This window comes from Rubrivivax sp. A210 (assembly GCF_904426505.1).
Classification (GTDB): domain Bacteria; phylum Pseudomonadota; class Gammaproteobacteria; order Burkholderiales; family Burkholderiaceae_C; genus Rubrivivax.
The window spans coordinates 49685-62318 of the sequence record NZ_CAJGBN010000002.1; the positions used below are offsets into that span (position 1 = coordinate 49685).

Here is a 12634-nt window from a genome sequence, read left to right on the forward strand (position 1 = left end):
CGATCCGGGGGGACGGGAAATAAAGTTCCTGGGCCCTGCGAGCCGCTTCAGACCGGCTGGCGCGCGCCGCGTCCTATGCCGGCGTACTCGATGCCGTGCATGCGCATCAGCGCCGGGTCGAAGATGTTGCGGCCGTCGAAGATCAGCGGCTGCTTCAGCGCCGCCTTGATGGCATCGAAATCGGGGTTGCGGAACTCCTTCCACTCGGTCACCACCACCAGCGCGTCGGCACCGGCCAAGGCCTCGGCCTGGCTGGCGGCGAAGACAAGGCCGGCGCGCTCGCCCAGCACGCGGCGCGACTCGGGCATGGCCACCGGGTCATAGGCGCTGACCGTGGCGCCGAGCTTGAGCAGTTTGTCGATGATGACCAGGCTGGGCGCCTCGCGCATGTCGTCGGTGTTGGGCTTGAAGGCCATGCCCCAGAGCGCGAAGTGGCGACCGGCCAGGTTCTCACCGAAGCGCGCGACGATCTTGTGTACCAGCACCATCTTCTGGCGCTCATTGGCATCTTCCACCGCCTGCAGCACGCCCAGCTGCATGCCGTTCTCCTGGCCGGTGCGGATGAGCGCCTTCACGTCCTTGGGGAAGCAGCTGCCGCCGTAGCCAGTGCCGGGATAGAGGAAGTGGGTGCCGATGCGCGGATCGCTGCCGATGCCCTTGCGCACCATCTCGATGTCGGCGCCCACGCGGTCGGCCAGCTGCGCCAGCTCGTTCATGAAGCTGATGCGCGTGGCCAGCATGGCGTTGGCGGCGTACTTGGTGAACTCGGCGCTGCGCACATCCATCACTTGCAGGCGGTCGTGGTTGCGCATGAAGGGCGTGTAGAGCGAACGCATCAGCAAGATGGCGCGCTCGTCGTCGGCGCCCACCACGATGCGGTCAGGGCGCATGCAGTCTTCGACCGCCGCGCCTTCCTTCAGGAACTCGGGGTTGGAGACCACGGCGAAGGCGGTGTCGCCCAGGCCGCGCGCCTGCAGCGCCGCGCGCACGGCCTCGCGCACCTTGTCGGCCGTGCCCACCGGCACCGTGCTCTTGTCGACGATGACCTTGTAGTCGGTCATGTGCTGGCCGATGTTGCTGGCCGCGGCCAGCACGTACTGCAGGTCGGCCGAGCCGTCCTCGTCGGGCGGCGTGCCCACGCCGATGAACTGGATGGTGCCGTGGGCCACCGCCGCGGCGACGTCGGTGGTGAACTGCAGCCGCCCCGCGGCCACGTTGCGGCGCACGATCTCCTGCAGCCCGGGCTCGTGGATGGGGATGCCGCCGTCCAGCAGGATCCGGATCTTGCGCTCGTCGATGTCCAGGCAGACCACATGGTTGCCCATTTCCGACAGGCAGGCGCCCGTGACGAGCCCGACATAACCGGTGCCGACGACTGTGACTTTCATGCTGCTTTCCCCGGCGCCGCGCGCCCTCTCGATGACTGGATGGCCGGCAAAGGGCCGGCAGGCCGGAATTGTGACACCCGCCTGTGACCGGGCCGCGGCGCATTCACGGGGAGGTGATATCTTCCCGGGTTGATCCAGATTCGGCCCATTGCATGACCAAGACCGCACTCATCACCGGCGTCACCGGCCAGGACGGCGCCTATCTGGCCCAGCTGCTGCTGGACAAGGGCTACACCGTCCACGGCATCAAGCGCCGCGCCTCGCTGTTCAACACTGACCGCATCGACCACCTCTACCAGGATCCGCACGTCGAGCACCAGCGCTTCAAGCTGCACTACGGCGATCTCACCGACAGCACCAACCTGATCCGCATCGTGCAGCAGGTGCAGCCCGACGAGATCTACAACCTCGGCGCCATGAGCCATGTGGCGGTGAGCTTCGAGCAGCCCGAATACACGGCCGATGCCGACGGCATCGGCACGCTGCGCCTGCTGGAGGCCATCCGCATCCTCGGCCTCGAAAGGAAGACGCGCTTCTACCAGGCCAGCACGAGCGAGCTCTACGGCCTGGTGCAGGAAACACCGCAGAAGGAGACCACGCCCTTCTACCCGCGCAGCCCCTATGCGGTGGCCAAGCTCTACGCCTACTGGATCACGGTGAACTACCGCGAGGCCTATGGCATGTATGCCTGCAACGGCATCCTGTTCAACCACGAGAGCCCGCTGCGCGGAGAGACCTTCGTCACGCGCAAGATCACACGCGCCGTGGCCCGCATCGCACTTGGCCTGCAGGACTGCGTGCATCTGGGCAACCTGGGCGCACTGCGCGACTGGGGCCATGCGCGCGACTACGTGCTGATGCAGTGGCTGATGCTGCAGCAGGACAAGCCCGAGGACTACGTCATCGCCACCGGCGAACAGCACAGCGTGCGCGATTTCGTGCAGCGCGCGGCGGCCGTTCTCGGCATCACGGTGGCCTTCGAGGGCACGGGCGTGGACGAGATCGGCGTCGTCACCGCCGTGGCGGGCAGCCGCGGCGAGGCACGCGCCAAGTGCAAGCCGGGCGACGTGATCGTGCGCGTGGACCCTGCCTACTTCCGCCCCACCGAGGTCGAGACCCTGCTCGGCGACCCGTCCAAGGCCAAGGCCAAGCTGGGTTGGGTGCCGGCCACCAGCTTCGAGCAGCTGGTGAGCGAGATGGTGGAAAGCGACTACCAGAGCGCGCGCCGCGACAGCCTGATCAAGCTGGCCGGCTTCCAGGCCTACGACCACCACGAATAGTGATGGACCGCAGTGCCCGCATTTTTGTGGCCGGCCACCGCGGCCTGGTCGGCAGCGCCATCGTGCGCCGGTTGCAGGCCGGTGGCCACACCGCCCTCATCACGCGCAGCCACGCCGATCTCGACCTCACCGATGCGCAGGCCACGCAAGCCTTCTTCGACGCCGAGCGGCCCGAATACGTTTTCCTGGCCGCGGCCAAGGTGGGCGGCATCGTCGCCAACAACAGCCGGCCGGCCGAGTTCATCCGCGACAACCTGGCCATACAGACCCATGTCATCCACGCCGCGTGGCGCGCCGGCGTGCAGCGCCTGCTCTTCCTCGGCTCGAGCTGCATCTACCCGAGACTGGCACCCCAGCCCATGCGCGAGCGCGACCTGCTCACCGGCCCGCTGGAGCCCACCAACCGCCCCTATGCACTGGCCAAGATCGCCGGCATCGAGATGTGCTGGAGCTACAACCGCCAGTACGGCACGCGCTACCTGGCGGCGATGCCGACCAACCTCTACGGCCGTGGCGACAACTACCACCCGACGCAAAGCCACGTCATCCCGGCGTTGATCCGCAGGTTCCACGAAGCCAAGGCGCGTGGCGAGCCCGAGGTCACGGTGTGGGGCACCGGCACACCGCGGCGCGAATTCCTCTACAGCGACGACATGGCCGATGCCTGCGTCTTCCTGATGGGCCTGCCCGACGAGCGCTACACGCCGCTGCTGGGCAGCGACGAGAGCGTCTCGGGCCGCTTCGAGCCGCCGCTGGTGAACATCGGCGTCGGCAATGACCTCACCATCGCCGAGCTCGCCGCCACCGTGGCCGAGGTCGTGGGCTACGGCGGTGCCATCGCCTACGACCGTAGCAAGCCCGACGGCACGCCGCGCAAGCTGATGGACGTGGGCCTGCTCGCCGCCGCCGGCTGGCAGGCACGCACGCCGCTGCGCGAGGGCTTGAAGGTGGCCTACGAGGAATTTGCGCGGCAGGCCGGCTAGCGGCACCCGGTGACCGCGCCGCTGAGGAGCGCCAGAATCTCCGCCTCATTTCACGCCATCTGCAAGCGCATGCGCCTGCCGCAGCATCCCCTTACAGATCAGACTGCCCATCCCCTTGGATGGAGGGGAAGGAACGACGAAACCCGGGAGGTCTGCCGGAGTCCGTCGTGTCTGCATCCCTTGCCCTTGTCCCCGAACGCCCTCGCCTGATGATCTCGATCCTGTTCGCCGCCGCCCTGGCGGCCTGCGGAGGTGGCGGCGGCGAAGGCGAAGAGGCATCGCCGGCCGGCACGTCGACGGCCGCGCCCTTCGCCGCAGCCCTGTACGCAGCGGCCGCGCCGACGGCCACTGAAGTTCCGGCTGCGGCACCGGCACCCGCGGCTTCGGCGCCCGCGGAATCCGCGCCAGCGCCGGCCGCCGCTGCCGAGCCTGCCGCCACGCCGGTCTATGCCCCGCCCCTGGTGGCCGACGCCGCAGCACCGGCGCCGGTGGTCTTCAACGCCAGCCGCAGCGCGCGTGCCGGCGATATCGTCAGCCTGCAGGGCGAAAATTTCGGCAGCGCGCCCCTGGTCTGGCTCGAAGCCCTGGGCAGCACCGCCGCCCAAGCGCTGGCCGTGGTCAACCAGGTCGGCACCGGCTGGATCGCCGTCCAGATTCCGGCCGGCCTGAACGGCGCACTGGCGCTGCGCATCTCCAACGGGCAAAACACGGGTGCGCGCGTGGCTCTGAACGCCGCCCAGCCCCAGCACCTGGACGCCACGCAGATCGTTCCTGGCGGCGCCTTTCGCATCCTGGGCCGCAACCTGGCCCTGCCCGGTTCGACGCCGGCGGTAACGGTCGACGGCCTGGCCGCCACCGTCAACCTCGCGGCCAGCGACGAGCACCTGCTGGCCGTCACCGCGCCGGCCGGCCTGCGCGCCAGCGCGGCCGCAGTGATCACGGTCGACAACGGCAATGGCACAGGCCCGGCCACGCTGGAGCGCGCCACCGCCGTCGTCACCGGCGCCAGCGGCGACCCCTTCGGCCTGGGCGTGGGCTGGGCCGCGGCCTTTGCGCCGCTGACGGCGCGCACCATCGATGCCGCCTCCGACAGCCGCCTGGCCAGCCGCGTGGCCTGCGACGGCCGCAGCGACGACAGCGGCGCCATCCAGGCCGCCCTGGCCTATGCGCAAAGGCAGGGCGGCGGCGTGGTCACCCTGCCCGCCGGCGTGTGCGTGCTGGGCAAGGGCGTGCAGATGCTGTCGCGTACCGTGCTGCAGGGCGCGGGCAAGGAGAGAACCGAATTGCGGCATGGCAGCGAATCGGCAATCTACAGCTACCAGGCCGACCTCTATGCGGTGCGCAACCTCACGCTGACCAACACCAGCAGCGCCGCCACCAGCAGCCTCAACCTCAAGTACAACAGGCGCATCGCGGTGCAGAACGTGCGTGTCAACGAGGGCGCGACGGCAATGGCCTGGATGTATGGCAACACCGACATCGCCGTTGTCGCCAGCGAGTTCCTGCAGACCGGCAGCCTGGGCACGGGTGCGGCCCATATGTCGAGCAACAGCGGCTTGGTCTTCATGGGCAACCGGGTCAGCTTTCTCAACGGCGTCGGCACCAACTTCGACCGCGTCAGCGACGCCTACGTCCAGGGCAATGCCTGGACACGGGATGCCCTGCGCCGCGATCCGGGCGTGGTGCACGTGATCACCGTCAACTTTGCTCGCCGAATCGCGATAGTGGGAAACCGCTTCGACTTGATCAATGGTCCTGTCGACCCAAGCAGGAATGACGGCGAGACCATCCTCACCGAAGGCGGCGGCGCCACGCGCACAGAAGGGCTAGGCCGGGTGGCCAGGGCCACGGCGACCACGCTGACCGACCCTGCCGCCAGCCTCAACCCGAATGTTCAGGTCAATGGCAGCCTGCCCGACAACTACGGCATTGCCATCGTCGCCGGCACGGGCGCGGGGCAAACACGCCGGATCACCGCCTACAGCGGCGGCGAGTTCACGATTGGCCGCGCCTGGGACGTGCTGCCCGACACCAGCAGCCGCTACGCCACCGCGGTGTGGGGCCTGGAGCATTCGCTGATCAAGGGCAACGCGCTGAACAACAACCCGCGCGGCATCTGGCTGTACTCCACCGCGGTGCGCGAGGTGGAGATCGTCGGCAACAGGCTGTCGGAGTCCGGCGGCATCCTGGTGCGCGCCTTCCAGAAGCTCTCCAGCAACTTCTTCTCACCCGTCTACAACGTCGCCGTGCAAGGCAACCTGGTCGTCAACACGACTCGGCGCTACCCGTCTTACTTGAGCGTGCATTTCGCCAACAACGACGGCGAGGCCTTCGGCATCTCGCATATCGGCGTACACGTTCGTCGCAACGCCCTTACCGCCAACAACCCCAACGTCGACGCCTCACGCACGGATGGCCCCTTCGCCATGGAGGGGTACATGAACCAGATGAACGTCGAAACCACCGCTTACTCGCCAAGCACGCTGCCGCGGCTGTTGGGCACGGTGATGCAAGGCAACACCTGCACCTACTGCGCCACTGCGTTCCGCATTGGCACTGGTGCTGTTGGCACCACGATATCAGGCAATGACTTGGTCAATTCGGGGGGCTTGTGGTCAAACGCGGCCACCTCCAGCAGCAGCGAACGGGCGCTGAATACCGCGGTGCAATAAGCAAGCGCCATCTGAGCCGCCTTTGTCGCCATTCGCCTGCGAGTCGGGGTTGACGGCGCTTCTCGGGAAGGCAGATAGCGTCCCGCCTATTTGCCGGAGGTCCCGCCGGCCTTGCGCGCCTGCACCAGCATGTTCTGCGACAAAACGTGGCCCAAGCACCCGGTCTCGGCCGCCAGCAGCAGGCGCACGGGCGCCGTCAACCCGTGCCACAACGCCCGCCGCACTGCGCTTTTCAGGCCATGCACCTGCGGTCGGTCTTCATCGCAGCGGATGTCGGTAAAGCCGGTGGCACGCAGCAGTTGCGAGATGGACTGCGGCGTGAATGCCGTCTCGTGGGTCAGATCGCCATAGCGCACCCTCATCCCGAACAGTCCTTCGGCATTGGGCACATGGATCACGAGCCGCCCTTCCGGCACCAGTGCCAGCGCCACCTGGTCCATGCACTCCAGCAACTCGGGCTTGGTGAGATGCTCCAGCACGTCCATCGCGAAGATCAGGTCGAACTCGCCGCGATGGCCCGCCAGGTATTCGGACAGTTCCTGGCAGACGACCTCGTCCAGGCCCGCCCGGTGCGCCAGCGCCACCTGCTCGGCCGATACATCGACACCCGCCAGCCGCGAGCAGCCCAGCGCCTTGGCACACAGGAGCAGAGGCCCGTGGCCGCAGGCGAGGTCAAGGATGCGCAGGTCGCGCCGGGCCGGCAGCACCTGGCGCAGCCAGGCCATCATCTGCGGGTGGCGGCGCGCGTCGAAGGGCCCGGACTCGCCACCCTGAGCCGTCGACTGGCCCGTTGACACATAGCCCGCGTACAGCCGCCGCTTCCACTCTTCCAACAAGGCTCTCCCGATCAATGCCTGCGGCGCAGGGGCCGCGATTGTCGACGCTCGAAAGGGCTGCGCCAGCCCGCCTCGGGCCTATTCGCGCTCACGCGAGCCTGAGGCGAAAGCCGAATTGCAGAAATCGAAAATCCCCGAAGGATCCGAACGAAAGCGCCATCACCAGCAAGAGGAGGCCGTTCTTTCCGATCTGCCGCAACCCGAGCGGGCGTGCGAGTTCGCTGTTGATGCCAGTCAGGACTTCCGCCACGTAGCCATGGGACGAGAAGGTTCTTCGCAGGCTCTTCTCGGTAAAGAACCTCAGGTGCGTCTTGTCGAGAATGCCCTGGTCGACGTATTGCCAATCCTGCCTGAAAACCAGCTTGAACATGTTCCCGAAATACCGCACGTTGGGGACGGAGCCGACGATCATGCCGCCCGGCTTCAGCTTGGACTTGATCTCTTCGAGGAACTTGTCGTGATCGACCATGTGCTCGATCACGTCGTTGCAGACAATCAGGTCGAAGTAGCCGTCCGGGCATTCATGGGCAACCGTGTCGTAGATCCCTGTCAGGATTCTGTAGCCGGCCGCCTTGGCCAATTGCGCTGCGCCCGCATTGGGCTCGATGCCCCACACCTCCGCGCCGGGGTCGAGACTGGAGCGAAACCCTCCCTTGGCGCAACCGACCTCGAGCACCGTGCGGTAGTTGCCGGGCAGGAGTCTGGCCACTTCGGGGCGATCGGACAAGGCGTAGTCGAATGGCTTCATATGGCCTGGTTGAAAACGATGATCAAGAAAGGCTCCGGAGGGCGGGCACGCAAGCTTACCGGGTGCCATGCACCCGGGCCTGCCGTGCGGCGTGGGTTCAAGGCACCCGGGGCGTCCTCCGCAACCCAGCGCCCAGCCTGCGCAGCGGCAACCGAATTGCATTGACAAGAAAAGGCCCGTAGCCGTCGCCGGTCTTGCGCATGACCTGCCCCAAGACCCAGACCAGCAGGGCCGCTTCCGCAATCAGCAACGGAACGAGAAGCCCGGCCCACCGCCAGGGGCTGGCCAGCAGCGCCGCCAAGCCCATGAAGGCACCATTGACGATCACGTAGGCCAGGCCCACGCGAGCATGGGCGTTGATGGCCGTCAGCACGACGGCGCTGGCGCCCCAGGTGGCCGACAGGATGGTCAGCAGCACCAGTGCCGCGAACACGCCGCCATCGAACGGCGCAGCCGCCCCCAGCCAGAGGCTGGTGATCCAGGACCCGCAGATCACGAGGCCGATCCCGAACGTCGCGATGATCATCACCGTCGTGCCCCATGCTCCCTGATGCAGGCGGCGCAGCAGGCCCATGTCCTGCGCACCAAACGCGCGGGACATTTCGGGCCAGACCGAGGCATTGATCATGTTCGTAAGTTGCATCGGCACGCGAGCGAGCGTGCGCAGCGCGGAGAACATGGCCACGGCAGGTCCGCCGAAGACCGCCCCGATGATCAGGATGGGGCCTTGCAGCGCCAGCGCATTGCCCAGCGGAAAGGCCATGAATCCCAATGCCGGCGCGATCAGCCGGCGCACGATCCGGCGGTCGGCACGCACCGCCGGCGCGAACAACCAGGGGCATACCCGCCACAGCACCAACCATTGCGCCACCAGCGCCACCGCCTTGACCACCACCATGCCCCAGCAGATCACGGCCGGCGGCTGACGGGCCAGCAGCAGCCCGCCCACGCTCAGCATCTCGGCAAGCCGCGCGCCGTTGGCCCACAGGATGCCCTGGGCATTGCGCTCGCCGCAGCGGAAGCCGGCCGACACCACGCCGCCCGGAAAACCCAGCGCCACCGTCAACGCCAAGCCCGCCAGCACCAGCGCCGCCTCGGCGGGCGCCAGGCTGGGCGTGTGCGGCACGCGCCAATGCAAGGCCAGGGCCGCCGCCGCCAGGCCCAATGCCATGACCAGCGCTGCGGCGCCGGCCGAAACCCACAGCGCACCCAGCATGGTGCGCTGAGCACCCGTGCGATCCCCAGCACCGGCGCGCATCGTCATCTCGTTTCCCGCCGCCGAGCCTATGCCCAGGTCGGCCATGGTCAGGTAGGCCGGGATGCTGGACAGGATCAGCCACTCACCGTAGAGCGCCGCGCCCCAGTAGCGAAAGTACAGCGGCGTGAGCAGGATCTGCGACGCCACCGTCACCGCCTGGCCAAAGGCGTTGGCAGCCAGGGCCGCAGCGATGCGAGAGCGCACGCTCATCGGCGCCCCCCGTGCGGCAACGCGGCCGGCAGGGCCTGCAGCAACTGCTCGGCATGGCTCTGGCACAGCGCCAGGAAGCCGGCGCCGTCCATCGCCTTCAGCCAATCTCCCAGGCGGGTGCCGGCGCCGGCGGGCAGGAAGCGCAGGTTCTGCGCGGCCTTGCGCTGCAGCAGCAGGTCAAGCGTGCGCGGGTAGATCAAGTCGCTGCCGCGCGTGCTGCCGAAATCGATGAAGAGGTTGCGGTGGTAGGCGCGCGCATCGTAGGGGTCGAAGAAGGGATGGACGCCGTACTCGTTGACCAGCAGCGGCGCGCCCAGGGCCTGCACCCGGCTCAGTGTGGCGATGCGGTGCAGCACATTGACCACCGAGTAGAGCGCCGCATGGTCCAGCATGGAGGCCGGCCGCGCCGCTGACACGGCGTCCAAGCCGCTGGCCACCAGCGCCTGGGTGCGCGCCACATCGGCGGTCCAGTCCAGCCCGGCCAGGGGCTGCAGCGTCTGGCGTAGCGGGCCCAGCCCGGCACCGCGGAAGAAGCCGTCGAGCACCGCCGCGCTGGGCCGCACCAGGCCGCAAAAGACCAGGCAGCCGCCGGCACGCAGCCGCGCGTGCGCGGCCGGCGCGCTGCGCGCATTCTTGAACGGCCGCGCCCAGGCGCGCAGGGCGCCCAACGCGTCTATCCAGCGCGGCACGCCCAGCGCCTCCGGCACCCCTGCACGGGCCGGGAAAAGCGGCTCGCTGCCGGCCGGAAAGCCATCGGACAGGTCGGCAAAGCAGCCAACAGGCAGGTAGAGCAAATCGTCGCGTGCGCGCAGAGCCGGCTGCGCCTGCTGCAGTTCGGCCAGGCTGTTGAGCCCATCCCACAGCACGATGCAGGCCCGCGGCGGCGGCGGCCCGCCGCCGGGCTGCAGGCCGGTGCTGTCCAGCACCGTCACGGCGCCACCGGCGTGCGCGGCCAGCCGCTGCGCCAGGCCGGGGTTCAGGCGCAAGGCCGCCACCGTCCAGCGCAGGCGGTTGAAGTCGGTCAGCGCCAGGCTTAGCCGGGATGCGGACGACGGCAGAAGGACGTCAACGGCCTGCACGCGACTCCAGCGCAGTGGCCATGATTGCCGCCAGCACACCCATGCCATGGGGAGAGGGATGGATCGCGTCCTTGTAAGCCTGGGGCTGACCCCGCCAACGCGCGTCTCGACCCACGGACACCACTTCTTGCACTCCGGCCGCCCTGAGCACGGACTCCATGGCTTCCAGCTGGCTGTGCAGCAGCGTCTCGTCGGCAGCCTCTTGCTTGTCGGGATAGAGGAAGACGATCACGCGCTTTGTGGTGTTGGCAGCCATGAAGGCCGCGAGCATCGCGGCAACGTCTTGAGACTCAACCTTCAGCTCGGGCGGCGTCCCTTCGCACGGCCGCTGCAGCACATGCTTGTCGGCCAGGTACCAGAGCGCGACCACGGGCCGGGTGAGCGGGTGGCTCCTCGTGCAACTCCACGACGATGCCGGCGCCAGATCGCCGTTGTTCAGCACGAAGGCGATGGTGTCCACCTTGTCCACCACGTCCGGGTTCTGCTGCAGGTAAGTCAGCTCGTTCTGCAAGGACCAGCTGCCTGCGGAGATGGGCCAGACCTTGCCCTTGATCCGCCGCTCCAGTTGCGGACCGAGCCGCTCGGCGCGGGCATAGGGGTTGCCGCCCCAGACGATGCTGTCGCCCACCAAAAGCAAATTGGCCACCGGGTCGAGCACGAACTCCTCGGCACCCATGTGGCGGGAGTTGATGATCCAGTCGTTTTTGTTGAGAAAGCTGCCGCGCTGCCCGGCAGCAGGGATGTAGCCGATGCTGGCATCGGCGTGATAGATCGGAAGATCCACCATGCCTGCCACGCGCACGCCGAGTTCAGCGACCATCACGACAAAGACCGCGCCAGCCGCCAGCCGCCAGCCGCCAGCCGCCAGCCGCCAGCCGCCAGCCGCCAGCCGCCAAATTTTTTCATGCCACTCATCGTCGCTTGCTAAGGCATTTGAAGTTTGTTCACGGCGAGGCCTTTTGCCCCAGATCGGCTTCCAATGCTGCCAGCACGCCCGCGGCGCCCATATGCCGCTCGGCCCAAAGGCGTGCCGCGCGGCCCACGGCGGCGCGGCGCTCGGGGGCCTGCGCCAGGTCTTGCAAGGCTGCGGCCAGAGCCGCTGCGTCCTCCGGCGCAACGACCACGCCGCAATCGGCCAAAACCTCGGCGATCTCGGTCCCGGCACGCGTGGTCGCCACCACCGGCCGCCCGCTCGCCAGCATGCCCGACAGCTTGGACGGCAGCACCAGGTCTTCGGCGTCCGGGCTCTGGGTCAGCAGATGGATGTCGGCCAGGCCCAGCAGTTCGCCCAGGCGGGCGGCCGGCTGCAGCGGCAGCAGGCGCACGTTCGGCAGTCCGGCGCAGGCCACCTCCAGCGCCGGCTTCATCACGCCATCGCCACAGACCACGAAGACGATCTCGGGCCGCGCGGCCAGCAGGCGGGCGGCCTCGGGGATCAGCATCAGGCCCTGCTTGGGGCCCAGCGTGCCCGAGAACAGCGCCACCACGGCATCCGCCGCGATGCCGAGTTCGGCACGGTAGGCGCTGGGGCGGTCCAGCGGGCGCAGGCTGTCGACATCCACCCAGTTGGGCAGGGCACGCACGCGATCAGGCGCCACGCCCTTGTCCACCAGCCGTTCGCGCATGCGCCGAGAGATCGACGAGACGCGGTCGAAGCGGCGCAGCAGCCAACGCTCGGCGCCCAGGATGGCGCGCTGCGCCAACCCGCCCTTGAGCAGACCCATGCGGAAGGCGACGTCGACCTCGAAATCCTGCACATGCAGCCAGGCGCGGGCGCCGGTGAGGCGGGCCACCAGCCAGCCGGCGGGGGCGCAGACGAAGAAGGGCGCCACCGTCATCACCACCTGCGGCCGCCAGAAAATCTGGGCCGCCATGGACGGCAGCGACGCCACGGCAAAGCTCAGCAGATGCAGCACGCGCGCCAGTCCGCCGGGCCGCTGCGGCACCCACAGCGGGGCGCGCCACACGTCCACGCCCTGCCAGCTCTCACGCCGCCAGGGCGGCCAGGCGTAGCCCGGCGCCACGCGCCAGGCCGGGTAGTAGGGCGGCGCGCAGACCACCCGCACCTCGTGGCCACGCGCCGCCAGCCAGGCCGCCATCTCGCCCGAGTACTTGCCGATGCCGGTGGGCTCCGGGGCGAAGTTGGCGCTGTAGAACAGGATCTTCACGCGCTGCGCCCG

General features: G+C 68.4%; 10 protein-coding genes. 3 read left to right on the forward strand and 7 right to left on the reverse strand.

The window, feature by feature from the left end:
• Nucleotides 1-47: 47 nt before the first annotated feature.
• Nucleotides 48-1388: a UDP-glucose dehydrogenase family protein gene (locus JMV16_RS03985; protein WP_201492888.1), complete on the reverse strand. Its 1341-nt coding sequence runs from the start codon at nucleotides 1386-1388 to the stop codon at nucleotides 48-50.
• 152 nt (nucleotides 1389-1540) lie between these two features.
• Here JMV16_RS03985 and gmd point away from each other — a divergent pair, with 152 nt between their 5' ends.
• The 3 genes from gmd (at nucleotide 1541) to JMV16_RS04000 (ending at nucleotide 6323) form a co-directional block, all read left to right on the forward strand.
• The gene (gene gmd / locus JMV16_RS03990) at nucleotides 1541-2668 is read left to right on the forward strand and encodes a GDP-mannose 4,6-dehydratase (RefSeq protein WP_201492889.1); all 1128 of its coding nucleotides are present in this window, start codon (nucleotides 1541-1543) and stop codon (nucleotides 2666-2668) included.
• Nucleotides 2669-2670: 2 nt separating this feature from the next.
• Nucleotides 2671-3651 (forward strand): GDP-L-fucose synthase family protein, encoded by a 981-nt coding sequence (locus tag JMV16_RS03995; protein ID WP_201492890.1) that lies wholly within the window; start codon nucleotides 2671-2673, stop codon nucleotides 3649-3651.
• A 209-nt stretch (nucleotides 3652-3860) separates the two neighbouring features.
• Nucleotides 3861-6323, forward strand: coding sequence for a glycosyl hydrolase family 28-related protein (locus tag JMV16_RS04000; protein ID WP_201492891.1), 2463 nt, complete (start codon nucleotides 3861-3863; stop codon nucleotides 6321-6323).
• A gap of 86 nt (nucleotides 6324-6409) precedes the next feature.
• Here the strand turns inward: JMV16_RS04000 and JMV16_RS04005 are convergent, their stop codons facing one another.
• From JMV16_RS04005 to JMV16_RS04030, 6 genes are all read right to left on the reverse strand, one after another.
• Entirely contained in the window at nucleotides 6410-7156 is a 747-nt protein-coding gene (locus JMV16_RS04005) for a class I SAM-dependent DNA methyltransferase (RefSeq protein WP_201492892.1), read from the reverse strand.
• A 91-nt stretch (nucleotides 7157-7247) separates the two neighbouring features.
• Nucleotides 7248-7907, reverse strand: a complete 660-nt coding sequence (locus JMV16_RS04010; RefSeq protein ID WP_201492893.1) for a class I SAM-dependent methyltransferase — start codon at nucleotides 7905-7907, stop codon at nucleotides 7248-7250.
• A gap of 97 nt (nucleotides 7908-8004) precedes the next feature.
• A complete protein-coding gene (locus tag JMV16_RS04015; protein WP_201492894.1) occupies nucleotides 8005-9375 on the reverse strand; it encodes a lipopolysaccharide biosynthesis protein in 1371 nt (456 codons plus the stop codon).
• Nucleotides 9372-10454 (reverse strand): hypothetical protein, encoded by a 1083-nt coding sequence (locus JMV16_RS04020; RefSeq protein WP_201492895.1) that lies wholly within the window; start codon nucleotides 10452-10454, stop codon nucleotides 9372-9374. The genes JMV16_RS04015 and JMV16_RS04020 overlap by 4 nt, the downstream gene beginning before the upstream one ends.
• The gene (locus JMV16_RS04025; protein ID WP_201492896.1) at nucleotides 10441-11274 is read right to left on the reverse strand and encodes a hypothetical protein; all 834 of its coding nucleotides are present in this window, start codon (nucleotides 11272-11274) and stop codon (nucleotides 10441-10443) included. The genes JMV16_RS04020 and JMV16_RS04025 overlap by 14 nt, the downstream gene beginning before the upstream one ends.
• Before the next feature lie 124 nt (nucleotides 11275-11398).
• On the reverse strand, nucleotides 11399-12622 hold the full coding sequence (locus tag JMV16_RS04030) for a glycosyltransferase WbuB (protein WP_201492897.1): 1224 nt from the start codon (nucleotides 12620-12622) through the stop codon (nucleotides 11399-11401).
• Between the last annotated feature and the right edge of the window lie 12 nt (nucleotides 12623-12634).

Excerpts from the sequence above, each read along its gene's own strand:
- JMV16_RS04015 (WP_201492894.1), bottom strand. The coding sequence starts at position 9,375 with ATGAGCGTGCGCTCTCGCATCGCTGCGGCCCTGGCTGCCAACGCCTTT.
- JMV16_RS03995 (WP_201492890.1), top strand. The coding sequence starts at position 2,671 with ATGGACCGCAGTGCCCGCATTTTTGTGGCCGGCCACCGCGGCCTGGTC.
- JMV16_RS04025 (WP_201492896.1), bottom strand. The coding sequence starts at position 11,274 with ATGGTCGCTGAACTCGGCGTGCGCGTGGCAGGCATGGTGGATCTTCCG.
- JMV16_RS04010 (WP_201492893.1), bottom strand. The coding sequence starts at position 7,907 with ATGAAGCCATTCGACTACGCCTTGTCCGATCGCCCCGAAGTGGCCAGA.
- gmd (WP_201492889.1), top strand. The coding sequence starts at position 1,541 with ATGACCAAGACCGCACTCATCACCGGCGTCACCGGCCAGGACGGCGCC.
- JMV16_RS03985 (WP_201492888.1), bottom strand. The coding sequence starts at position 1,388 with ATGAAAGTCACAGTCGTCGGCACCGGTTATGTCGGGCTCGTCACGGGC.
- JMV16_RS04000 (WP_201492891.1), top strand. The coding sequence starts at position 3,861 with ATGATCTCGATCCTGTTCGCCGCCGCCCTGGCGGCCTGCGGAGGTGGC.